This is a genomic window from Dyella mobilis, assembly GCF_016904945.1.
Taxonomy (GTDB): Bacteria; Pseudomonadota; Gammaproteobacteria; order Xanthomonadales; family Rhodanobacteraceae; genus Dyella_B; species Dyella_B mobilis.
Window position 1 is genome coordinate 64,604 of sequence record NZ_JADIKF010000040.1, and the last position, 23,857, is coordinate 88,460.

Annotated in this window: 21 protein-coding genes and 1 riboswitch; of the genes, 13 read left to right on the top strand and 8 right to left on the bottom strand. The window is 62.7% G+C overall.

What is annotated here, in order from left to right:
- Positions 1–2 precede the first annotated feature (2 nt).
- Entirely contained in the window at positions 3–1,316 is a 1,314-nt protein-coding gene (locus ISS99_RS16405) for an ABC transporter permease (protein WP_204632716.1), read from the bottom strand.
- A 257-nt stretch (positions 1,317–1,573) separates the two neighbouring features.
- Here ISS99_RS16405 and ISS99_RS16410 point away from each other — a divergent pair, with 257 nt between their 5' ends.
- Entirely contained in the window at positions 1,574–1,969 is a 396-nt protein-coding gene (locus ISS99_RS16410) for a VOC family protein (protein WP_204632717.1), read from the top strand.
- Positions 1,970–1,980: 11 nt separating this feature from the next.
- Here the strand turns inward: ISS99_RS16410 and ISS99_RS16415 are convergent, their stop codons facing one another.
- Complete coding sequence (locus tag ISS99_RS16415; RefSeq protein ID WP_204632718.1) at positions 1,981–2,868, bottom strand: hypothetical protein; 888 nt, start codon at positions 2,866–2,868, stop codon at positions 1,981–1,983.
- Between the two features lie 267 nt (positions 2,869–3,135).
- Here ISS99_RS16415 and ISS99_RS16420 point away from each other — a divergent pair, with 267 nt between their 5' ends.
- Positions 3,136–3,456, top strand: a complete 321-nt coding sequence (locus ISS99_RS16420; protein ID WP_204632719.1) for a hypothetical protein — start codon at positions 3,136–3,138, stop codon at positions 3,454–3,456.
- A 44-nt stretch (positions 3,457–3,500) separates the two neighbouring features.
- Here ISS99_RS16420 and ISS99_RS16425 read toward each other — a convergent pair whose 3' ends face one another.
- Positions 3,501–5,198: a S53 family peptidase gene (locus tag ISS99_RS16425; protein ID WP_204632720.1), complete on the bottom strand. Its 1,698-nt coding sequence runs from the start codon at positions 5,196–5,198 to the stop codon at positions 3,501–3,503.
- A gap of 408 nt (positions 5,199–5,606) precedes the next feature.
- Here ISS99_RS16425 and ISS99_RS16430 point away from each other — a divergent pair, with 408 nt between their 5' ends.
- Positions 5,607–7,619 carry a tetratricopeptide repeat-containing sulfotransferase family protein gene (locus ISS99_RS16430; protein WP_204632721.1) on the top strand — a complete coding sequence of 671 codons (2,013 nt, stop codon included), beginning with the start codon at positions 5,607–5,609 and terminating at the stop codon, positions 7,617–7,619.
- Positions 7,620–7,741: 122 nt separating this feature from the next.
- Here ISS99_RS16430 and ISS99_RS16435 read toward each other — a convergent pair whose 3' ends face one another.
- Positions 7,742–8,488: a 3-keto-disaccharide hydrolase gene (locus ISS99_RS16435; protein WP_204632722.1), complete on the bottom strand. Its 747-nt coding sequence runs from the start codon at positions 8,486–8,488 to the stop codon at positions 7,742–7,744.
- Between the two features lie 59 nt (positions 8,489–8,547).
- Positions 8,548–10,476: an AI-2E family transporter gene (locus tag ISS99_RS16440; RefSeq protein ID WP_204632723.1), complete on the bottom strand. Its 1,929-nt coding sequence runs from the start codon at positions 10,474–10,476 to the stop codon at positions 8,548–8,550.
- A gap of 153 nt (positions 10,477–10,629) precedes the next feature.
- A riboswitch (TPP riboswitch) is annotated at positions 10,630–10,733 on the top strand.
- A 62-nt stretch (positions 10,734–10,795) separates the two neighbouring features.
- Here ISS99_RS16440 and thiM point away from each other — a divergent pair.
- Together thiM and thiE are read left to right on the top strand one after the other, a co-directional pair.
- Positions 10,796–11,617, top strand: coding sequence for a hydroxyethylthiazole kinase (thiM, locus tag ISS99_RS16445; protein WP_204632724.1), 822 nt, complete (start codon positions 10,796–10,798; stop codon positions 11,615–11,617).
- Positions 11,614–12,243, top strand: coding sequence for a thiamine phosphate synthase (gene thiE, locus ISS99_RS16450; RefSeq protein ID WP_204632725.1), 630 nt, complete (start codon positions 11,614–11,616; stop codon positions 12,241–12,243). Before thiM ends, thiE begins: the two co-directional genes overlap by 4 nt.
- 86 nt (positions 12,244–12,329) lie before the next feature.
- Here the strand turns inward: thiE and ISS99_RS16455 are convergent, their stop codons facing one another.
- The 3 genes from ISS99_RS16455 to ISS99_RS16465 all read right to left on the bottom strand — a co-directional run bounded on the left by ISS99_RS16455 (position 12,330) and on the right by ISS99_RS16465 (position 13,993).
- Positions 12,330–12,500 (bottom strand): hypothetical protein, encoded by a 171-nt coding sequence (locus tag ISS99_RS16455; protein WP_204632726.1) that lies wholly within the window; start codon positions 12,498–12,500, stop codon positions 12,330–12,332.
- 154 nt (positions 12,501–12,654) lie between these two features.
- Entirely contained in the window at positions 12,655–13,251 is a 597-nt protein-coding gene (locus tag ISS99_RS16460) for a DNA-3-methyladenine glycosylase (protein ID WP_204632727.1), read from the bottom strand.
- Positions 13,252–13,258: 7 nt separating this feature from the next.
- Positions 13,259–13,993 (bottom strand): AraC family transcriptional regulator, encoded by a 735-nt coding sequence (locus tag ISS99_RS16465; protein ID WP_204632728.1) that lies wholly within the window; start codon positions 13,991–13,993, stop codon positions 13,259–13,261.
- A 193-nt stretch (positions 13,994–14,186) separates the two neighbouring features.
- On the opposite strand from ISS99_RS16465, the gene ISS99_RS16470 reads away from it, so the two are divergent.
- The 8 genes from ISS99_RS16470 (at position 14,187) to ISS99_RS16505 (ending at position 23,714) form a co-directional block, all read left to right on the top strand.
- Complete coding sequence (locus ISS99_RS16470) at positions 14,187–15,131, top strand: 4-hydroxyproline epimerase (protein ID WP_204632729.1); 945 nt, start codon at positions 14,187–14,189, stop codon at positions 15,129–15,131.
- Between the two features lie 10 nt (positions 15,132–15,141).
- Positions 15,142–16,239, top strand: coding sequence for an NAD(P)/FAD-dependent oxidoreductase (locus tag ISS99_RS16475; RefSeq protein ID WP_204632730.1), 1,098 nt, complete (start codon positions 15,142–15,144; stop codon positions 16,237–16,239).
- Positions 16,236–16,484, top strand: a complete 249-nt coding sequence (locus ISS99_RS16480) for a (2Fe-2S)-binding protein (RefSeq protein ID WP_284343796.1) — start codon at positions 16,236–16,238, stop codon at positions 16,482–16,484. The genes ISS99_RS16475 and ISS99_RS16480 overlap by 4 nt, the downstream gene beginning before the upstream one ends.
- Positions 16,477–17,763: an NAD(P)/FAD-dependent oxidoreductase gene (locus tag ISS99_RS16485; protein ID WP_204632731.1), complete on the top strand. Its 1,287-nt coding sequence runs from the start codon at positions 16,477–16,479 to the stop codon at positions 17,761–17,763. The genes ISS99_RS16480 and ISS99_RS16485 overlap by 8 nt, the downstream gene beginning before the upstream one ends.
- Positions 17,760–18,665: a dihydrodipicolinate synthase family protein gene (locus ISS99_RS16490; protein ID WP_204632732.1), complete on the top strand. Its 906-nt coding sequence runs from the start codon at positions 17,760–17,762 to the stop codon at positions 18,663–18,665. The genes ISS99_RS16485 and ISS99_RS16490 overlap by 4 nt, the downstream gene beginning before the upstream one ends.
- 132 nt (positions 18,666–18,797) lie before the next feature.
- The gene (locus ISS99_RS16495) at positions 18,798–20,378 is read left to right on the top strand and encodes an aldehyde dehydrogenase family protein (RefSeq protein ID WP_204632733.1); all 1,581 of its coding nucleotides are present in this window, start codon (positions 18,798–18,800) and stop codon (positions 20,376–20,378) included.
- A 32-nt stretch (positions 20,379–20,410) separates the two neighbouring features.
- Positions 20,411–22,207 (top strand): DUF885 domain-containing protein, encoded by a 1,797-nt coding sequence (locus ISS99_RS16500; RefSeq protein ID WP_204632734.1) that lies wholly within the window; start codon positions 20,411–20,413, stop codon positions 22,205–22,207.
- A gap of 64 nt (positions 22,208–22,271) precedes the next feature.
- Complete coding sequence (locus ISS99_RS16505; protein ID WP_204632735.1) at positions 22,272–23,714, top strand: amino acid permease; 1,443 nt, start codon at positions 22,272–22,274, stop codon at positions 23,712–23,714.
- Positions 23,715–23,857 lie beyond the last annotated feature (143 nt).

The following is a 23,857-nucleotide window of genomic DNA, read 5'->3' on the forward strand; positions in this document are numbered from 1 at the left end:
CCTCAGCTGGATTTCAGTTGCCATGACGGCTGCACTCGCGCTGCACGCCAGGCGGGATAAAACGCCGCCAATACCGTAGCGAACACCGCGACACCCAAGGTCAGGCCCGCCAGCGACAGATCCAGCGTGGCCAGCCGGGCGATGGAAGGATCGAACACCAGGCCGATACCCAGTACCCCGGCGCCTGTCATCAACACGCCCAGTACGCCGCCCGACAAACCTATCGCGCCAGCCTCAACCAGAAACTGTGCATAGATGGACCGACGCGATGCACCCAGCGCGCGACGAACGCCGATCTCCGGCGCACGCCGCATGAACTTGGCCAGCAGCAGGCCCACCGTATTGACCAGGCAGATGACGAAGAAGCCGAGCGAAATGAGCAGCGAAATCTTCGATTCCGGCGGCACCACCTGCTCATAATCGAGCCACTGCGTCACGTTGCGCAGGCGGATATTCGGCGCCCATTTGAAGCGCCCTGCCCGCTGTTGCTCGGCGGCATAGCCTTGCAGATAGTTGCGATATGCCGTCACGCTGGACCGGTCAGGCAACTCGACCCAATAGTTGATCCACGTGCATTCGGAGTGCAGCCACGCGTCCCAGCCCGCATCCGCGGTGACATTGCACAAATCGACGCCGGCGGCGGGAATCTTAAGGTCGATCGCGTGCGTAAAGGGAATGAACAACTGGGTCGCATCGGTGAAACCCTTGGTGCTGTGCACGTCGTAAAACACAGGTTGCGGGTTCCAATCGTTCATCACACCGACGATGCGGTAGCTGTGACCGTCCAGCACGATGTTGCGTCCAACGCTGTTCGCGCCGTGGAACAGTTCATCGTTCAGTTGGCGCCCGATCACCGCCACGGCGGCGCGCGACTGGTCTTCCGCAGCCGACCAGCCGCTGCCGTAAAGAAACGGGATATCGAACATGGCGAACGTGTCGGCGTACCCGGCATAGCTGGGCACCTGGAACGGCAGCTGCGCCGCATCGGCAGGCATGATCGATACGCCGATCGAATACAGGGCGGTCTGCCTCTGCGCGCGATGCGCCTGCATCAGCGCCATCGTGTCGATGTAGCTCATCAGATCCGACGGCTCGCCATCGTTCTCGGCGGTAAATGGCGGCCCCGCATTGTCGATCTGCGGCGCAAAAAGCTGCGACGACTTCTGCGGAATCGGGTTGTTCGACGTCGCACGAAGCACCGCATACGCCGTCATCGATGCCGCCACGCCAAAGCCGATCGCCACCACCATCAGCAATGTAAGCAACGGGTTGCGTCGCAGGCTGCGCAAACCCAGTCGCAGGTAATAGGCGAACATTCCTTGCATCCCCTTCAGTCGTCAAAGCCGGCCATGGCGAGGCCACCGGGAGCATCGATGCAATCGACGTGCCATCTCCGAGGATTCTTTTGACGATTGAAATTCAATCGCTTACTGGCGGCAAGCATGACGAGGCGGCTGTCCGCGGACAGTGTCATCGGACAGCCGGACGATCTACCGGACGACAACGCGCATCACCCGACGCCTCCGGTCTGGTTAAATCCGGGCCGTGCGATCATCGTTAGGAGGACCAAGCCATGCCCACATCCGTACTGCCCTTCCTGATGTTTCAGGGTCAGGGCTCCGACGCGCTGGACTTTTACCTCTTCGTCTTCCCCCACTCGAAAATCGAACACATCGAGCGCTATCAAGCCGGCGACAGCGGCGCGGAAGGCTCGATCAAGCTGGCCCGCTTCACCCTCGGCGAGCAATCGGTACTGTGCACCGACAGTCCGATCAAGCATGCCTTCTCTTTCACGCCATCGTTTTCATTTTTCGTCGAATGCGCATCGCAGGATGAAGTCCGCAGGCTCGGCAGCCTTCTCAAGGAAGGCGGCGCCGAGTTGATGCCCGTCGACCATTACGGCTTCAGCACGCTGTTTACGTGGGTGAGCGATCGCTTTGGCGTGTCGTGGCAGTTGAACTGCGCCTGAGAACCCGGAAATCAGCGTTCCGCGTTTCCCTTGCGGCATGCCACATAAAACTCGCCGGCCTGCTGGATGAACTTCTTTTTTGCAGCATTCCAGATCCATGACGGCGGACAGTAAGGCGGCCGCACGGCGGTGTCCTGGGTCGGATCATCCACTCGCAAGGCTATGCGATGCGGGAAATCGTCGCGCCAGTCGGAGACATACACTGCCGTCGTCGCGGGCGGATCTTCAGGAAAAGCCACCGGCAAGGTGCCTAGCAGAGCGCCGTTGGCTCCCATGATGGCGGGCATCGGAATCGGATCGATCTGTTCCAGCGTATCGTGCGGATCCATCGGCTTGCCGTGCAGGAACGTGGCGGAATTCGCTTCGTCGGCCCGATCGACATCCAGCGCGAGCAGGAACAACGGCACGTCGCCTTTGGGTGATCGCACCGGATAAAGGCACATAAAAGGCCGATACTGGGGCCAGTCGGATCCGACAATCTTTGCAGCGGCGTCCACGAGCCGATCGGGCACCTTGCCACAGGCCTTGGGATCGACAGATACCTGTTCGCTGCCTCTTGCGCTCGTTGCGGCCATCGCCAGAAAGAGAACCAATGCCAGGCTTGCGTCGAGTTTCATTGCGGCGTCCAGAAGGTGACGCGCTTCCAATCTCTGTCGGCCCATGCATCGCGCACAGTTTTCATATCGTCGCTGATTGCGCCGGGCCACGCTATCAGTGAGGTCGACATGGCCATGGGAAAGGAGCCGAACTGATGCATCACCTTCCCTTTCACGACGAAGCCGCCCGCCGGCTTCTTGCCAGGCAATACCACGATATTGGGTTTGCCACCTGCGGTGGCGGCTGAAGCGGGATCCGGCACGGCTGCGTCCTTGGCGAATGGCCGCGGGCAGAAAAAGCATGCCCTCTGCGTCGATTTTCTGCGAATTCCTTTTGCCATCGTATTTCAGGGATGCGACGGATGGCAATCGGATACGCAGCCCCCGTAGCGCATGCCGGTGTATCCAATGGGCCCCATCCACATCCGGTCATCCATAAAAACCGGTTTCATTGACCCCTGTCATTTCGCAAGCCCTGGCCGATGCGCCAGCGGTCAATGGCCGCAGCGGCTATACGCGAGACAAAGTCGAATGCTTAGATGCCGGCAACACCCTGCCTGGCACGCCACCATGCGCTACCTGTCCCTGTTGCTGCTCGGCCCCTGGCTGATCGTCCTGGCCTGGGCATACTGGGCCTGGTCGAGGCATTCGCATCCGCAGCGATCGCACCGCGTCTACGACGTGGTCGTCGTTGCCTTGGCCCTGGCGGCCGCCGCCGGTTTTGCCTTGATGGCCTATGACGACGTGGCTCTTCAGAGTGTCGGCGACTTCGGCCGCAAGAGTGGCGGTATCTGGAAGCAGGTGATGCCTGCGCTTTGGGGTTATGGCGCTTTTGCAGCGGTATTGCTGCTCGCCACGCTCGCGCGCCGCACGTGGCGGCGGCGCAAATAAAAACGCTTCCCCACCAGCGTGGGGAAGCGCCTTTCAAACGCAACTTACTTGGTACCTACCAGGGCCGAGATAAAGGCCGGCCCCACCGGGCTGCCCCAACCCGTCACCAGGTCGTAGCCGGCCACGGCGTTGAAGCCGCCGTTGCTGCCGCTGGTGATGTCGTGGAAATAGCTGTGGTAGTTCGAGCCCGTGCCGAAGTTGTACAGCGCGGTGTTGAGGAAGCCGATATTGCCCTTGCCATCGGCCGCCGCCTGCTGGTTGGCAAGTGCGATCACACCTGCCAGGCGCGGTGCGGCATAGCTGGTGCCACCCACGCCGGTTTCAAGCTGGCCGTTGCTATAGGTCGGATTGTCGAAGTTGCCTTCGAGTGCGATATCCGGATCGTTGCGATACTGCGTCGATCCGCCGTTGCTGCTGTTGATCACGCCGGCCAGCTGCTGATAGCTGGGAATGGCGTAACCGGCCGACGACAGAAAACCGCCGCTGCTGTCGGACCAGGCGGTTTCCGATACCCACGAGCCGCCGGGGCCGCTGGTGGTGAGATCGGTGGCGCCCACGTCGGTGATATACGGATCCAGCGAGGGCGCAGCCCAGTTGCTGGTGGTGTAGGAGCCCGCATCGCCGCTGGCGTTGACGAAAGTCTGGCCTTGCGCCTGGAATTCCTTGTAGATGGAATCGTCGCTGCTGCCGAAATCGCCGCCGCCCCACGAGCTGGTAATCACCGAGGCTTTATTATCGCTGGCCATCTGGTTGAGGATGTCGCCGGCGCTGGTGCCTTCATAGAACAGAATCTGCGTGAGGCCCGGTGCCATGCCGGCAAGATTGGCGATATCCAGAATTTGCTCGCCGTCGCTGCACGACGAACTGGCGCCGGTGCTCGGGTTGGTGCAGGCGCCGCTGTAGCCATTCACCAGCACGTTGTTGACCGGCACGCCGGGATCGGTGGCGCCGGTAGCGGTGTAATAGCCGCTCAGGTCGGACGTTTGATAACCGTCATACGAGAAGATAGCTGCGGTCACGCCGGTACCGTCGAGCGAACCCGAGCCGTAATACGCCGCGCGAATGTCGCTGGGCAGGAAGTTGCCGCTGGGGCCGGAGCCGCCGGAAGCGCGGGCAACCATGCCTTGTTGCGAAGCCGGGCGATGGCGCATGTGATTGAACGGACGCACGTAGTTGTCCAGTCCGTTGATGTGCAGCAATTGCACGCCGAGATCCAGCGTAGGTTCGCGGTCCGGCGCGAAGAATTTACGGTTTTCCGTGGGGTGCTGATATTGACGCATGGTGACGTGCAAGGCGCGATTGATGTCGTTCACGCTGCCCTGCACGTCCACGATGTGGCGATTGGCCGTGGTCGCGGTAATTTTCAGGTTATTGGCCTTGGCCCACACCACCACTTTCTGGTAGTCGGCCTGGCTTGGCTCGAAACGGGCGGTGAATTCCTTCGAGCTGAGGTAATGGTGATAGAGCGGGCTGCTCGGATCGTACAACTGGCCGATCAGGCCATCGAGTTCGGTTTCGTTGCGCAGCGGCAGCACCAGACCAAGCTTGAGTTGCCGGGTGGCATCAAGCGTCTGCGTGCTGACCGCCTGGCCATAGCGCACGGCAGTCGGCACGTGGTCCTGCGTCAACAAAGAAAAAGCGCCGTGCGTGGCGCTTGCATAACTCCCCTGGGCTCCCAGGCTCAAGGCGCCGGCAATGACCAGCGCAGGCAAAGCGCGCCTGAGACGCGAAAGCTTGCTCACTGAAGACATCTTGGAAACAGAAGACGACAAATGCATGTTCCAATCTCCCTAAATACTTCGATCAAAAAGTTGGGCACGAGAACGTGTTGCATGCCACGCCATTCCGGAAACGATGAATGGGTTCCGTGCCATGAGGTTGAGCCCCCCTGTAGCCCGTTTCCGGCTCCCACTCCTGCGCGGCCCGGAACTTATACAGAGGGCACCTGTGAAAGTTTGATGAGGCAAAACAGCTGAATTTGCGATACTTTCAGCACGCTGACGCGCCACGTCGCAACGTAAGCAAGGCGCAAGAAAAGGCGCGAAATTACACACTCGTTTCACGCCTCGGGTACTAAATCATCACGCACGTGTACAGTTGATGTTCGATCCACGCCGGCTACAACCATCATCAAGACGGTGCCTAGATCCATGTCACAGAATGCAACGCCAAGCGCTAACCAAGCACCCGACAAGCGCGATATCGAAGCCCTGGTCGGCCTCATTCACGAAAAGCGCCACGCCGAGGCCGAAAGCCTTGCGCGCAAGTTGACCGAGGAATGCCCTTCCAGCGGACTGGCGTGGCAGGCGCTGGGAGCATCGCTCAAATCGCAGCAGCGACATGCGGAAGCCATCGACGCCCAACGCCATGCCGTCGCGCTTTCGCCATGGGATGCATTGGGCCACTACGCATTGGGCGAAAGCCTGATGGCGGTCCAGCAGCCGGCCATGGCAGCGGAGAGCTATCACTGCGCGCGCACCATCAAACCCGACTTCGTCGATGCGCACTTCAAGCTCGGCAACGCACTGGCCATGCAGCAACGCCTGGGCGAAGCGATCGATGCCTATCTGCGCGTAGTGGAAATCGCGCCGCAATTCGCCGAAGCACACGCCAATCTCGGCTTCACCTTGATGACCGCGGAGCGTTATCCCGAAGCGGAAACGCATCTGCGGCAGGCTTTGGTAAAACACCCGACCAGCATGCCGCTGCACAACGCGCTGGGCGTGGTGCTGTATGGCCAGAAGCAACTGACCGAAGCAGCGGACCACTTCCGCGAGGTAGTCAGGCTGGCACCCAACGAAGCGGAAGGTCATGCCAACCTCGGCAACGCGCTACGCGAGCTCGGCGCGCACGATGAAGCCGAAGTGCAATATCGCCGCGCCATCGCACTCAATGAACGCTTCGCCAGGGCGCACTTCGACCTGGCCAGTCTGCATTACCTGCAGGAGCGCTACGCCGATGCCGAACGAGGCTACCGCCGCGCGCTGGAACTGAAGCCCGACTACGTGGAGGCGTGCAACAACCTGGGAAGAAGCATCCGCCGCCAGGGCCGCCTGGATGAAGCGCGCGAATGCTTCGAAAAGGCGGCGTCCATCGATCCGGAAACGGTGGAAACGTATTACAACCTGGCGTCGCTGCGCACTTTCAGCGCACCCGACCCGGAGCCGGCACAATTGGAAAAGCTTGTCTTCAAGCTGCCGTTCTTGCCTGAGAACTCACGCATCCGTTATTGGTTCGCCATGGGCAAGATGCGCACCGACCTGGGTCGCTACGACGACGCCTTCAACGCGTATGCCGAAGGCAACCGTCTGAAGCACTCCCAGCTCGGGCCCGATGAGGCGAGCAGAATCGCGCTCATTGAAAACATCCGCTCGACCTTCAACCAGCATTACTTCGACAGCCGGCCGGCACCGCGGGGCAATGGCAGGTCGCCGATCTTCATCGTCGGCATGCCGCGCTCGGGCACCTCTTTGATTGAACAGATTCTTTCCAGCCATCCCGACATCCACGGAGCCGGCGAACTGACCGAACTGGAAGACATCGTGTTCGCGCTCGCCAAGGATGCCGGCAGGCCGGTAGAAACCTACCCCGAAATCGCTGCACGCCTGTCGGCCGAGGAGTTGCTGCGGCTCGGCAACGCGTATATCGATCGCGTGTGGACACAGGCTCCCGAAGCCGCGCGCATCACCGACAAGATGATGTCCAATTTTGCCCACGTCGGGATGATCCGCCAGATGTTTCCCAACGCGAAGATCATCCACGCGATGCGCGATCCGATGGACTCGTGCTTTTCCTGCTACGCCACGCTGTTCGCCAAGAACAATCTCGACTTCAGCTACGACCTCGGCAGCCTCGGGCGCTATTACGTACGCTACATCCAGCTGATGGCACACTGGCAACAGGTACTGCCGCCGGGCTCGATACTCGAGCTGCGCTATGAAGACGTGGTTGCCGATACCGAGGGCCAAGCACGCCGGCTGCTCGATTATCTGGAACTGACGTGGGACCCACGCTGCCTGAGCTTCCACGAGAACCGGCGCATCGTAAAGACGGCAAGCGCGGCGCAAGTCCGGCGCCCCATCTACAAATCGTCCGTGGCGCGCTGGAAGCATTTTGAATCGCACCTGGCGCCGCTGCTGGATATCGTGAAGAACTATCGATAGTTCCGGGTTTTGCTGATATCCGGGTGCATGACTCCAGAGTAAAAGCCTGACCCCACCCCAACCCTCCCCTGCGCACAGGGGAGGGAGCAAATCATCTTATCTCCAGTGTGCGCGGATTGCCTCTAAAGCTGCCGAATCTTGATATTCCTGAACCTGATGCGGATCGGCAGCTCGCCCTTGTTCTCGGTGCCCTGCAGCGAAATGTGGCCGCGCTTGAACGTGCCGAAATCGGGCCACTGGGCGAACTTGGTGCGGGCGACGAGCTTTCGCCAATCGTCATTCCAGAAATAGGTGTCGATCACCTTGTAGCCGTTCTGGAAAAACTGAATGTGACCGTGATCGGCGACGATCTCGAACCGGTTCCAGTTGCCGGCTTCGTGCACGCGCTCGACATCGGAAGACATCAGGTCGAACAGATCGCCGGAACGTTCGTACAGCACCTGGCTGTCCGGCTTGGTACAGACCAGGTCGGCGATCTGCATTTCCGGACCGGTTTCATAGGTTTGCGAGTATTTGGGCGATTCGTGCACGTAGAACATGACCCCGCTATCGGCGCAAGGCGTCATTTTCCATTCCAGCTTCAGGTCGAAATTCTCGTACTCCGCGTTGGTGACGAGATCGGCAAAATCCTTTTCGTTGCCGGTGCGCGAGCGCTCGAGCACGATCGCACCGTCATCGACCTTCCAGTCCCTGCCCGGCGCATTCTGCAGATACGAGTGCCAGCCGTCGAGATTTCTGCCATTGAACAGAAGCTGCCAGCCCTGGCTCTTTTCCTGGGGGCTGAGGGTATTGGCTTCTTGCGCAAGCGCCGCGGACGCAATGAGAGTGCTTACGAGAAACGCACACGACACGATCACCGTTTTGAACATGAGAATGCTCTTGGTCGGATTCACTCAATCGGATATTGGCCCAGGCCTTCGTTGCAGCATCAGGCCGCCGCCGGCTTGCCGCGCTTGGGCGTGCGCTTGCCGGCCGAGGGTGCCGGCACGGTGGCGATGGCAATCTGCGCGGCTTCTTCGAACGAATTGGCCACGCGGTCGACACAGGCGCCGACCGTGATCTGTCGCGGCGCTTCCAGCAAATCCGGCAACAACACGGCAACGATGCATACTCCCTGGATGCGGTGACGCAGCTCCTTCGCCATGGCGTTGATCTGCGCTTCTTCTTCGGCCGGCGCGCCACTGACGATGCAGATCATCGACACCGCATCGGGCGTCGCCTCCGGGTGTTCTTCCGATTCAAAGGCCTTGATGTCGTCCAGCGTAAAGTGGCGCGCATCGACATTCAGGTCGCGCAATACGCGCACCAGTATCTCGGTCACGAAGTCGTCGTCCTGCGGGCCGGCCTCCACGCACAGCGCGATCGATTTCGGCGCCACCGCCAGGGGACCCTGCCAGCGCCCGCTTACGTTCTCGCGCCGCTCGCGCAGGCTGAGCGCCAGACTGCCGTCGCTGCGGATCGAGGCATTTCGCCGCCAGCTGAAGCGCAGGTGCGGTTCGCCCGCCAGCGTCTCGATCACTCGCACGATCGACCGCCTGGCCTTGAGCCGCTGCTCGGGCCCAATGGCACCTTGCGCCAGATCGATGTGCGCCAGTTGCAGTGCCGGCAGCAGCACCACGTCGCAATATTTGGCAAAAGACTTGCGCTTGAGAAAATCGCGCGCCGCGGTGATCACTTCCTGCGAATCGCCCGAGAGCATGCGCTGATAGAACCGTTCCGGCAGGCTCAAGGCGGGCCGGTCGCCCAGCAATATCTCCAGCAGCGACAGCGCCTTGACGTGCCTTCCCGCCACCACCAGGCAAAGCGTGAGCGGCGTCGAAAGGATCAGTCCCGCGGCGCCCCACAACCAGCTCCAGAAGATGGCGGCCACCACCACGGCAAGCGGCGACAAGCCGGTGGTGTGCCCGTAAAGGTGCGGTTCGACCATCTGGCTGACCACCACTTCCACCACCGCAAAAAGACTCAGCGTAAGCAACAGCATCGACCAGCCCGGATCCACCGCCGCGGCCAACAATCCGGCAAGGATGGCCGCCAGCCACACGCCGACGTATGGCACGAAGCGCAACACCGCCGTGCACGCTCCCCACAGCAGCGCATTCGGCAGCCCGATCACCATCAGGCCGAGCCAGATCAGCACGCCGACGCCGAAGTTCACCGAGAATTGCGACACAAAGAAACGCGACAGGCGCTCGCCCGCATCGTTGATGGCGGCCGTGGTGGCGCGCAGGTCTTTGCCACCGATCAGGCGGATGAAACGGTCGCGCAGCGATTCGTATTCCAGCAAGACGAAAATCAGCACCACCAGCACGATGCCGCCGGTTTCCAGCGGCATCCAGATCGAAGACAGCACCTTGCTCACCGCCTTCAAGGAATTGGCCGTGCCAGCCGCAGCTACCGGCGCAGCATTGGTGGACACCGCCATCACACCCTGCACGCCAGGCGATCCGCCGCTTTCGTCATCCAGGCCGATCACCCTGCCCGCCTCGCCGGACACTGCTTCCATCCGCCCCAGGGTGGCGTCGTGCATCACCTGCAATTTGGCGTGGATGGTCGCTTCGTATTGCGGCAGGCTTCGCGCCAAGTGCACCACCTGGGAACCGATGATGGCGATCAACCCGCCCAGCAGAAAAGCCAGCATCAGCACCGCAATCAACACGGACAAGGCATGGCCCAAACCGATCCGCCGCAGTATGCGCACGGCCGGTGCCATCAACAGGCCGAGGATCAGCGCGAGCGTGACCGGAACCAGCACGTCCTTGCCAAAATACAGCAGGGCCAGAATCGTGGCCGTGGCAATGATGGTCACCGCGCGCTGGTTCATGACCACCATCGGCGGCGGCGCTGATTCGTCTGGCATGATGCATCCCGATCGGTGACAGCTGCGGCGCTCAAATGCGCCGCGCTTGCTAACTTACGCTTTCCCGCGCACGAATGACATGCTTTCCGGCGCGAAATAACACGAACGAGCCGCAGCTTTCGCTTGACAAGCCAGCCTCCGGCCGGCACTTTGCCCGCTCACCCGGGGCGCCTCGACGAGAGGCTGAGAGGCCGTCGGCCAACCCGTCGAACCTGATCCAGTTCATGCTGGCGTAGGGATGGTGCGGATGTCCGCCGTTGCGTTCGCCACGCCGCCCCGAGCCCGCCAGTGAGCAGTAAAACCAAGGCGAGTGTGCTTCATGGCTACCGATACCGTTTCATCTGCTTCCGCCGCGTGCGGCGACCTGCTCACCGACGTGCGCCACGCCTCGCCGCTGGTCCAATGCATCACCAATTTCGTGGCGATGAACTACGCCGCCAACGTACTGCTTGCCGCGGGCGCGTCGCCGGCCATGGTGCACGCGCCGGAAGAAGCTGGCGAATTCGCACGGCTCGCCGGTGCGGTCACGATCAATATCGGCACGCCTTCCTCCGAATGGCTCGAGGGCATGCTTGCCGCCGCCAAGGCTGCCACGGATGCGGGCCGACCCTGGATCCTCGATCCCGTTGCCCATTTCGCCACCGCCTATCGACGCAAGGCGATTAAGGAACTGCTTGCGCTCCACCCTGCGGTGATCCGCGGCAACGCCTCGGAAATCATGGCGCTTGCCGGTCAGGTCAGCGCCGGCCGCGGCGTGGATGCCGGTGACAGCGTCGAACAGGCACAGGCTGCCGCCACGTCCCTGGCGCGCAGTTCGCACGCGGTGGTCGCCGTTACCGGCGCGGTGGATTTCGTGACCGACGGCAGCCATGCCGTGCACATCCGTGGCGGCTCGACGTGGATGCCGCAGGTAACGGCGATGGGTTGCGCGCTCACCGGACTGATCGGCGCCTTTGCCGCCGTCCATCCGCAGGACAGCTTCCTCGCTACGATCAGTGCCCTCGCCTGCTTCAGCGTGGCGGGCGAGCATGCCGAAGCACAGTCCTCTGGCCCAGGTTCTTTCGCCTACCGCTTCATCGATGCCCTTGCCGCGCTCGATGCACAAACTCTTCGAGCACAAGCGCGCATAGTCATCGCATGAAATCGTTTGATCTTTCGCTCTATCTGGTACTCGACCCCGATCTGTGCACGCAGCACTCGATGATCGAAACGGCGCGCGAAGCCGTTGCGGGCGGCGCGACCATGGTGCAGTTGCGGCACAAACATGCTTCCACCAGGGAACGCATCGCGCTGGGTGTGGCCTTGATGGAAGCCTTGCGCGGTACCGGCGCCACCGTCGTGATGAACGATGATGTCGCCGCCGCCATCGAAGCGGGAGTCGATGCCCTGCACATCGGACAGGGCGACACCTCGCCGGCTCTGGCGCGTGCACGCATCGGGCCGGACGTGATCCTCGGCCTGTCGATCAATACCGAGGGTGCCGCACATCTGGTGGACCCAGCCATCGTCGACTACATCGGCATAGGGCCGGTATTTGCCACACCAACCAAACCCGACCACGAAAAACCGCTCGGCTTCGCCGGACTGAGCCAGATCGTCGCCGCCAGCCCGGTACCCACCGTGGCGATCGGCGGCTTGAAAAAGGAACACGTACGCCGCGCATTTTCCGCCGGTGCCGACGGCGTCGCGGTGGTGTCGGCCATTTGCGGCACAGCGGACCCGCGACAGGCCGCTCGAGAGCTGCGCGAGCAAATGCGCAAGCCCTGATCCGACTGCAAAGAAATATTCTCGACCCGGTAAAAATCAAAAACCCCGCGCTTGGCGGGGTTTTGCACAACCTCTTCCCGTGGAGGCTATGCAGGCAACGCTTCGGCCACGTGCAGGCGGTCGTGATAGGTGGCTTCGGTTTCCTGATACATCCCCGACCAAGGGTTCAGCACATATCCTTCGCGCGGATCAGGCGATGTGCGGCGCACATCCCCACCAAGTTGATCCAACGGCGAATCGAGGTTCATGGCATTCATGGGCGCTCCTGGTTCTTCGTCGTGAGGATTGAGCCTATCGGGCGGCGTGTTCGTAGACGGTTAAGCGGAAGGGCGACAGGCGCCAACGCGAAATTCATGAAGCATGAAGTCAACGCGCGCTTGGATCATCACGCCATCGCGACGTGGCTGAATGTCATTTCTTTGAAATGTAAGCGCTATCGGCCACGTACCAGCGCCAGGGATAATCCGCCGCCTTGCTGAGACCGATGCGCGTGGTCTGCACCGGATGATCGGGCGGCGGCATGCCATCGTCGAGCAAGGCATAAGCCTCTCCGTTCACCAGATCGACACCGTCCTGCTGCTTGGCAATGCCCATCGCCTGCGCGAGGCGTGCGGGTCCGTTGCACAGTTGCCGATCGGTCTTCGCCCGCGGGCGGGCGGCATGCATCAGCTCGACCCCGGCGACCGGTTGCAGGGCACGGATCAACACGGCAAACCCTTCGCGTGTCTCGCCGCATACCACGTTGGCGCACCAATGCATGCCGTAGGTGAAATAAACGTACAGATGCCCCGGCGGCCCGAACATCGCGGCATTGCGCAGGGTCTTGCCTCGATAGGAGTGCGCGGCGGGGTCGTCCGCACCGTGATACGCCTCCACCTCCACGATGCGGCCGGCGCGGCCGTCGTGACACCAGAGCAGCTTGTTCAGCAGCTCCGGCGCAAGCACCAGCGGATCGCGCCGGTAGAACGTGAGCGATAACCGGCGAATACCTTTTGCAGACGCTTTCATCGGCCACTCACGCGTCGCCGCGCTCCGCATCGGCGCGCGCAAGCGTGCGGTATGCCCTGGGCGTCATGCCAACCGTGGCCTTGAACTGCCGCGCGAAGGCGCTCTGGTCCACGAAGCCGCATGCCATGCCGATCGATGCCACGCTGTCGTCCGTGTGCAGCAGACGCATCGCCGCTTCGATGCGAAGCTTGGTCAACACCTGTTGCGGCGTGAGCTGGAACACGCGGCGAAAGTGCCGCTCCAACTGGGCAATGGAAAGCTGTGCCAATTCGGCCAGGGCCTGCACGCGGACGCCTTCGGCATAGTTTTCGTGCATATAGGCGAACACGCGCTTGAGCCGGTCGTAGGTAGGGTGTTTTCCGTCCGGCAGGCCAAGGTCGCGCGAAATCCCGATCACTCCGAGAATCCGTCCGCGCGACCGCAACGGGCGCTTGCAGGTCAGGCACCAGCCGGGGGCGCGGTTGGCGAATATGTGCACCTCCAACTGGTTTTCGATGATCTCGCCGGCAAGCACGCGCTTGTCCTGCGCCGCATAGGAGCCGCCCATGGTGCCGGGGAACAATTCGGTAACGTCCTTGCCGATAACGTCGCTGCGCTGCTTCAAGCCAAGCCGGCGAACCAAGGTGAGATTGGCATGCGTGTAACGCCCCGCCGCATCCTTTACGAAGAACACGACGTCAGGCAGAACGTCGAACAAAGGTTCCATTTCATCGGCGGAAATCTTCATGGCAATGGCGTTCACCCGTGGTTGCTCGTGCAGCAGTAGCCGGAGCGGCGTATGCGATTTCTAGCGCAACTTAAGGGCTATTTCATTCCAAAGCGCAAGTGCTGGCCGTCAAAGCCGCATGAGCCTGGAATTTTTTTGTGCCGAATTCCGCATACAGGCTCGACAAGCCTTTCTAGACGCCGGGACGTGCCTGGCCGACCATGCTCGCATGCATACCATCGACTTCGTTGACTCGCATACCGGCGGCGAACCCACCCGGGTGGTCCTCAGCGGCTTTCCCGACCTGGGCACCGGCACCCTGGCCGAGCGGCGCCGGCTTTTTCACGACCGCTACGACCGCTGGCGCCAGGCGATCGCCTGCGAGCCGCGCGGCTCGGACACGATGGTCGGCGCCCTGCTGGTGCCGCCCCGCGATCCGCAGGCCTGCGCCGGAGTCATCTACTTCAACAACGCCAACTATCTGAGCATGTGCGGCCACGGCACGATCGGCGTGATCCGCACCCTGCACTACCTCGGCCGCATCGCGCCGGGCCGGCATCGACTCGAGACGCCCGTGGGCACCGTCGGCATCGAGCTCCATCCGGATGGCCGCGTGGCGGTCGACAACGTGGAGAGCTATCGCTACCGCAAAGACGTGCGGCTGGACGTACCCGGCTACGGCAGCGTGGTAGGCGACGTCGCCTGGGGTGGCAACTGGTTCTTCATCAGCAACGACAGCCCGTTGCCGCTGACCCTGGCCAACCAGCGCGCCTTGACCGCTTACACCGAAGCCATCCGCATTGCACTGGAAGCGGCGCACGTACGTGGCGCCGACGGCGCGGAAATCGACCACGTGGAACTCAACGCCGCATCGACGCAAGCCGACGCCGATGCGCGCAACTTCGTGCTGTGCCCGGGGCTGGCCTACGACCGCTCGCCCTGCGGCACCGGCACCAGCGCGAAGCTCGCCTGCCTTGCCGCGGACGGCAAACTTGCGCCTGGCCAGGTATGGCGCCAGGCAGGCATCCTGGACAGCGTGTTCGAGGCCAGCTACACGCCTGGCGAGCGAGGCATCCTGCCGCGCATCACGGGCAGTGCGCACATCACCGCGCAAGGCCGCCTGCTGATCGACGACGAAAACGATCCGCTGGCCTGGGGCATCGGCGCGGCATGAAGTTCGCGGCATGAAGTCGTACGACCTCATCATTGTCGGCGCCGGCATCATCGGCACGGCGTGTGCAGATGTCGCCAGCGCGGCTGGCCTGAAGCTCGCCATCGTCGAACCGCAAGCCATCGGCGGCGGCGCCACTGCGGCAGCGATGGGGCACCTGGTGGCGATGGACGACGACCCGGCCGAGCTCGCGCTGTCGCACTACTCGCTGCAGCTGTGGGAAGCATTCACCGATGTCGCGCAGATCGAATACAGCCGGTGCGGCACCTTGTGGGTAGCGAGCAACGAGAACGAACTGGCAAGCATTCCGGCCAAACTGGCGCGCCTCGCGGCCGTGGGTGTGCATGCGGAACTGATCGAACGCCAACGCCTGTACCAATTGGAACCCGCACTCGCTCCCGGCCTCGCCGGCGGCATGCGCGTGCTGCGCGAGGCGGTGGTCTACCCGCCCGGCGCGGCGCGCCACCTCCTGGATCGCGCGCTGGCGCGAGGAGCAACGTTGTATCCCCGCCAGGCAACGGCCTTGACGCGCAACGGCGTGGAACTGGACGACCGCAGCATGCTCAGCGGCCCGGTATTGGTCGCCACCGGCGCCGCGCTGCCGCGCCTGCTGCCACAACTGCCGATGCGGCAGCGCAAGGGACATCTGGTAATCACCGACCGCCACCCGGGCATCGTGCATCATCAATTGCTTGAACTGGGTTATGCCGACAGCGCGCACGGCGACGCCGACAGCAGCGTCGCCTTCAATGTGCAGCCGCGGCCGACCGGACAGATTCTGATCGGCTCGTCGCGCGAATACGGCAGCGACGATAGCGCCGTGTCGATGCCGATGGTGCAGCGGATGCTGGAACGTTGCTTCCACTATCTTCCCGGCCTGCGCGACCTCCAGGCACTGCGCATCTGGACCGGCTTCCGCCCGGTCAGCGCAGACGGCAGGCCTTATCTCGGGCGAGTGCCCGGCGCGCAGAACGTGTGGGTGGCGGCCGGGCATGAAGGCTTGGGCATTACTACCTCGCTGGGCAGCGCGCGCCTGGTCATCGACCAACTGCTGAGCCAATCCACCGCGATCGATGCCAGTCCTTACGATCCGGCGAGGATCGCCGCGTGAAAACCGCAGGCATCCGCATCCAGGTCGACGGTCGATCGGTCGAAGTGCCGGCGGGCATCAGCGTGGCAGCCGCCATGGCGCAACTGGGCCTGCCCTTCCGTCGCTCGGTAGGCGGACAACGGCGCGCACCGGTTTGCGGCATGGGCGCGTGTTTCGAATGCCGCGTGCAAATCGACGGCATCGCGCAGCGGCGTGGCTGCATGACGACGGTGCGCGAAGGCATGCAGGTGTGCACCGATGACTGAGCGCTACGATGTCGCCATCGTCGGCGCCGGTCCCGGCGGACTGGCCGCCGCACGCGCAGCGGCCAGCCAGGGCGCACGCGTCGCCTTGATCGATGCACAAGCCCATGCCGGCGGACAGGTGTGGCGCAAGGATATCGAGCACGGCTGGCCGCGCCGTGCTCAAGCGTGCATACCGCGCATCGTCGAGCACCCGCGCATTCATTGGCTGGCGCAGACCCAGGTGGTCCACGCCGATGCAGGCGCCTTGCTGCTGGAGAACGAAACGCAGGCCTGGCGGGTGGCCTACGACACATTGATCCTGGCCAATGGCGCACGCGAATTGTTGCTGCCATTCCCGGGTTGGACGCTGCCTGGTGTTACCGGTGCCGGCGGATTGCAGGCACTGGCCAAGCAGGGCTGGCCGCTGCACGGGCGGCGCGCGGTGATCGCCGGCAGCGGTCCGTTGTTGCTTGCCGCTGCGGTCACGGCAAAGCGGCACGGCGCACAGGTGTTAGGCATCTACGAACAGGCCGACGCAGCCAGCGTGCATCGTTTTGCGCGCGGCCTGTGGCGCTGGCCAGGCAAAGCCTTGCAGGCGGTGTCGTTGCGCGGACAACTTGCCGGCATTCCCTATCACTGCGGCAGTGTCGTGCGTGAAGCGCTGGGTACCGATACGCTGCAAGCCATCGAGGTGGAAACCCCGCGCGGCAGCGAGCCGTTGTCGTGCGACCTGCTGGCGATCGGCTTCGGCCTGGTACCCAATATCGAACTGGCGCAAATGCTGGGCTGTCGCTTGAACGAAGCCGGCGTGCACGGACGCGTCGAAGTCGACACCATGCAACGCAGCAGTGTCCCGGGGGTGTATGCCGTGGGAGAACTTTGCGGCATCGGCGGCCGCGACAGCGCCTGGATCGAAGGCCTCATCGCTGGCCATGCTGCAGTCGGTGCAAAAGTCCAGGCGCGCTGGCTGCGCCGGCAGCGCCACGCGCGCGAATTCGCCGAAAGTCTGCAGCACCATTTCAAACTCTCGACGCGAGTTCGTGCAATGGCCCGGCCCGACACCCTGGTCTGCCGCTGCGAGGATGTGCCTCTGCAAGCGCTACGCGGCCATGCCGATGCACGCAGCGCCAAACTCGCCACGCGCTGCGGCATGGGCGCCTGCCAAGGGCGCATCTGCGGCAGCGCCTTGGCCGAGCTCGGCATCTTTCCTCGCGGCGGATCACGCCCGCCCCTTTTTCCCGTGCGGCTATCCACGCTCGGCGACCCGATTTCCAACCCTCACCAAGGATCCTGCTCATGAGTCACGCAACGATGTGGCACGGCGTGCTGCCAGCCATCACCACTCCATTCACCGCCGATGGCAAGGTCGATCACGCGTTTCTGGCCAAGCACTCCGTGCAGCTCATCGATGCCGGTTGCAAAGGCATCGTGCCGCTGGGTTCGCTGGGCGAGGCCGCCACGCTGTCGTTCGAGGAGAAGCTGGAGATTCTCCGTACCCTGGTGAAAGCCCTGGCGGGCCGCGCGCCGGTCATTCCCGGTATTGCCGCCTTGTCCACCGATGAAGCCGTGCGCCTGGCCAAGGAAGCCCAAGCGATCGGATGCGGCGGCCTGATGGTATTGCCGCCTTATGTGTATTCCACCGACTGGCGCGAAATGGGCGCGCACGTGCGCGCGGTGATGAGCGCGACGAATCTTCCGTGCATGCTGTACAACAATCCGGTCGCCTACAAGACCGATTTCAGCCCAGCGCAAATCGCCGAGCTGGCCGGCGAATTCTCCAACCTGCAAGCGGTAAAGGAATCTTCCGGCGACGTGCGCCGCTTTGCCGGCATCCGCGCCCTGCTGGGAGATCGCCTGCAATTGCTGGTCGGCATGGACGATGCGATCGTCGAAGGCGTCGCCATGGGAGCCGTGGGCTGGATCGCGGGGCTGGTCAATGCCTATCCCGAGGAGTCGGTGAGGCTGTTCGAACTGGCGCGCGACGGCGGCCCCAAGGCAGCACAATCGCTGTATGCGTGGTTCCTGCCGTTGCTGCGCCTGGACACCGTGCCCACCTTCGTGCAGCTGATCAAACTGGTGCAGGAAAAGACCGGCATGGGCAGCGAACGCGTACGCGCACCGCGGTTGCCGGTGGCTGGCACGGAACGCGAGCATGCATTGAAGGTGATTGATACGGCGATGGCGAACCGGCCTGCGGTTTGATACACGCATTTGTCCCTATGCTTGCGTGCAAGAGCCTGACCCCGCCCCATCCCTCCCCTACTTCGCAGGGGAGGGAGCACTTTGTCGCAACATTGAGATCGATACTCGAGCACTACAGCGAGGCAACAACCCATGAGCACGTTTGAACCCGTTTTGATCGCAGGCAACTGGCGCGCTCCGCTCGATCCTCAAGGCAGCTTTCGTGCGGACGACCCCGCGCGCGCCGAAACCATCGGACCGGCCTTTCCCATCAGCGGCCAGGCCGATATCGAAGCTGCATTGTGCGCGGCCGTCGCAGCGGCCGATGCGCTGAGTTCGGCATCGCCCGAGCGCATTGCCGATTTTCTGGAGCGCTACGCTGACGCCATCGAAGCCGATGCGGACCAGTTGGTGGCGCTTGCGCATGCCGAAACCGCCCTGCCCGCCGAACCGCGCTTGCGCTCGGTGGAACTGCCGCGCACCAGCAACCAGTTGCGGTTGGCCGCCAAGGCCGTGTGCGACAACGCCTGGACCGATCCGGTGATTGATACGCGCCTTGGACTGCGCGCGCATCGCGCGCCGCTGAACAAGCCAGTGCTGGTGTTTGGCCCCAATAACTTTCCGTTCGCCTTCAACGCCATCGCCGGCAGCGATTTTGCATCGGCAATCGCGGCACGCAATCCGGTTCTCGCCAAGGCCCATTCATCGCATCCGGCCACCAGTCAACGACTGGCGCAACGCGCGCACGAAGCATTGCTGGCCGCAGGACTTCCTGCGGCCAGCGTACAAATGTTGTATCACTTCGACAACGCACTTGGGTTGCACTTGGCCGGCGACACCCGCCTGGGCGCCATCGGTTTTACCGGCAGCCGCACCGGCGGGCTTGCATTGAAAGCCGCCGCGGACAAAGCAGGCGTACCGATGTATGCGGAGCTTTCCAGCGTCAATCCCGTGTTCCTGCTGCCAGGTGCACTGGCTGAACGCGGTGACGCGCTGGCGCAGGAGTTCTTTACCTCCTGCACGATGGGCAGCGGCCAGTTCTGCACCAACCCAGGCATCGTGATTGTTCCCAGGGGAAGGCACGGCGACGCGTTTGTCGCTGCCTCGACGAAGCTGTTCGCCGAAACCTCCTCAAAGGTGCTGTTCTCGCACGGCGTGCAACAAAATCTGGCACGTGCACTGGAGGGCTTGTTGCTGGCCGGTGCCGAATTGCTGGTCGGCGGTAGCGGCGATGGCTTCCGCTTCGACGCCACGTTGCTCAGTGTGGAAGGCAAGACGTTCCTATCCCATGCGCAGGCCTTGCAAGCCGAAGCGTTTGGTCCGCTGAGCCTGATCATCCGCGTCGAAGACGTAACAGAGATGGCAGCTATCGCTGCAGCGTTCGAGGGCAACCTTACCGGCACCATCTATCGTGCCGACAACGGCAGCGATGACGATGGCTGGCATGCCGTGGCAGCGCCGTTGCGCGCGCGCGTCGGTCGCTTGATTGCCAACAAAATGCCTACCGGCGTTGCGGTCAGCCCCGCCATGAATCATGGCGGTCCCTATCCCAGCACCGGGCATCCTGGCTTCACCGCCGTGGGCATGCCTGCCGCCATCCATCGCTTCACCGCCCTGCATTGCTACGACGGCGTGGCCGATGCCTTGCTGCCTCCAGAATTGCGCAATCACAATCCGCAGCGGCTGCAACGCCTGATCGATGGGCGCTGGAGCGAGGCGGATATCCAGGCATAGCTCCGCCTACACGTTCATCACAGGGGTATTCGATGAAAGCCAATCCGTGGATTTGCCGCCTTGGCCTGTTCTGCCTGCTCGGTTACGGCCCGGCCGTGGCATGGCCGGCGGATGCGCCGGCACCATCGCTGGCATCCGCCAACAGCCGCGCGCTCAGCCAGTTATTGGACGAGCAGTGGCAATACCAGCTCAAGGACACACCGGAACTGGCCACCACCATCGGCGATGATCGCTACAACGATCGCTGGACCGATTTTTCATTGGCGCACGTCGCCGTCGAACGCGCGGCGACGGAAAATTTTCTGAAACGATTTCAGGCGCTCGACCTCGCCGGCTTGAGCGAACAGGAGCTACTCAGCCAGAAAATGATGGTGCGCCAGCTGCAGGACAATCTCGAAGCTATTCGCCTGAAAAACTATGAGATGCCGCTGGACCAGATCGAAGGTCAGCAACTGCAGTTTCCCGAATTCGTCTCCTCCATTCCGTTCAATACCACCAAGGATTACGAGGATTACCTTCAACGCTTGCTGGCGATCCCCAAGGAACTGGACGACATCACGGCTGCGTCGCGGCAGGGACTGAAGGATGGCTTGATCCAACCTCGCTACCTGCTGGAGAAAGTGGCCGTACAATGCGGGCAGATTGCCGCACCTGCCGGTGAAGCCAACGCCTTCGGCCAGCCGGTGATGCATTTCCCCGCTGGCGTGCCCGTCGCCGACCAGCAACGCCTGCGCAAGGCCATTCTGGCCGCCGTGGACGAAAAGGTGCGGCCAGCCTATCGCCGGCTCGCCGAGTTCGTGGCCAAAGACTACGCACCGCACGGCCGCAGCCAGGAAGGCCTCTGGGCGCTGCCCGATGGCGACGAGCGTTACCGCTTTGCAATCCATCAACAGACCACCACCGATCTCAGCCCGGCACAGATCCATCAGATTGGCTTGAATGAAGTCGCCCGCATCGAAGGCGAGATGCTGAAGATTGCGCATGAGCTCGGTTACGCAGATCTCGCCAGCTTGCGCGCAGCGGTAGCGAAGAACCCCAAGCTCTATGCCACCTCGCGTGAGCAGATCGTGGACCAATACCGGGCCTATATCGCCGGCATGCAACCGCAATTGCCCAAACTGTTCGGCCATTTGCCGCACACCGCGCTCGAAGTGCGCCCGGTGGAGCCGTTCCGCGAAAAAGACGCCGCCGGCGCGGAATACCATCAGGGCACGCCTGACGGCTCGCGCCCGGGCATCGTCTTCGTCAACACCAGCGACTATGCACAGCGCACGCTGTACGCCATTGAAGACACGGCTTATCACGAAGGTGTGCCGGGCCATCATTTGCAAATCTCCATTGCCCAGACGCTGCCACTGCCGCCGTTCCGGCAGCAGGCTGCGTACAACGCTTTCGTGGAGGGCTGGGCGCTGTATGCCGAGCAGTTGGCCAAGGAAATCGGGTTCTACAAAGACCCATATAACGACTACGGCCATCTGGACGAGGAACTGCTCCGAGCCGATCGCCTCGTATTGGACACCGGCGTGCACTATCTGCACTGGAATCGCCAGCAGATGATCGATTTCTTCCACGCACATCCGGCCGACGACGAACCGGACATGCAGGCAGAGACCGACCGCTACATCGCCTGGCCGGCGCAGGCGCTGGGCTACAAGCTAGGCGAACTCAAATTCCTGCAGTTGCGCGCCCGCGCAAAAAAGGAACTGGGTGCGAAGTTCGATATCCGTGCTTTCCACGATGAAATGCTTTCCGGCGGCGCGATGCCGCTGGACATGCTCGACGCACGCACCAACGCGTGGATTGCCGCGTCGATAGCGGCAAAACATTGATACGCTCGGCCCATTCCCTGCTCCGCAAGGAATGGGCAACGCTTTCATTGCCCGGGAGCAAAGCATGGGAATGATCCAGGAGATGACCCGCCGCAAATCCGTCGCGGCCATGCAGCGAGAAGCGGAAGCGCCCAGCGGCCTGCAGCGCGTGCTAGGCCTGTGGCAGCTCACGGCCATCGGCCTTGGCGGCATCATCGGCGTGGGCATCTTCGTGCTTACCGGCACGGTCGCCGCCACGCAGGCGGGCCCCGCGGTGGTGCTGTCGTTCCTGCTGGCCGGCATCGCAAGCGCGGCGGCGGCACTGTGTTATGCGGAATTCTCCGGCCTCATTCCCGTCTCGGGCAGCGCCTATACCTACGGTTATGCGGTGCTTGGCGAATTCGCCGGCTGGATCATCGGTTGGGACTTGTTGCTGGAATACGCCTTGATCGCCGCCGTGGTCGCAGTAGGCTGGTCCGGCTATGTGCAAGCCTTGCTCAACGCGGCGGGCCTGCCGCTGCCGGTCTGGGCGCAAGGCGCCTACGGCAGCGCGCCCGGCTACGTGATCAATTTGCCTGCAGTGATCGTTTCCGTGGGTATCACCGGATTGTTGGCGATGCGCATGCAATGGGGCGCGCGTTTCAACACGTTGATCGTGTCAATCAAGATCGCCGCCGCGGCCTTGATCGTCGTCGCCGGCGTGGCTTACGTAAAACCGGAACGCTGGCATCCCTTCATGCCCTTCGGCATGCATGGCGTGGTGACGGGCGCTGCCGTGGTGTTCTTTGCGGTGTTCGGCTACGACATGCTGACCACCGCGGCGGAAGAATCCAAAAACCCGCAGCGCGATCTGCCGCGCGCCGTGCTGTTGTCGCTGGGTATCGCGATGGCGCTGTATTTCGCCATCTGCATGGTGCTGACCGGCATGGTTCCCTACGCCACACTGGACAATCCTGCGCCGGTCGCCGGCGCGTTTGTCGCCATCGGCCTGCCGCGGATCATGGTGATCATTTCGTTGGCGTCGATCTGCGGCATCACCAGCGTGATCTTCGCCAACCTGCTGGCCGGTGCCCGCATCTGGTTTGCGTTGTCACGCGACGGCCTGCTGCCCGGCTGGTTTGCCAAGGTGCATCCGCGCTGGCATACGCCATACCGCACCACGTTCCTGCTGGGTACTGTCACGGCGATCGCCGCGGGTATTTTTCCGCTCGAGGAGTTGGCCAAGCTGGTCAATATCGGCGTGCTGTCCGCCTTTATCGTGATCTGCACCGCCGTGGCGGTGTTGCGTTGGCGCCAGCCGGACCTGCCGCGCCCGTTCCGCACGCCGCTGGTGCCCTGGGTGCCGCTGATCGGCGTGGGTTTTTCCTGTTGGCTGATCTGGGGCTTGCCCACTATTACCTATTGGCGTTTCGTCTTGTGGCTATTGTTGGGATTGCTGGTGTATTTCGGCTATGGCAGGCGCCACAGCCATCTGAACGCTTCGGCGCTCGCCAGTGATTGTGCTCGAATCCGCACCGATGACGCGTGATTTCGCCAAGACGATGTCAACTGCCTATCCCACCATCACGACAAGGCCCGTGTACGCCGCCACCCTCGCCGCCCGCATAGACGGCATTACCCCTTCGTACACGGGCCGTCATCTTCTATCCAATAAAGCGCTCGCCGCCTTCG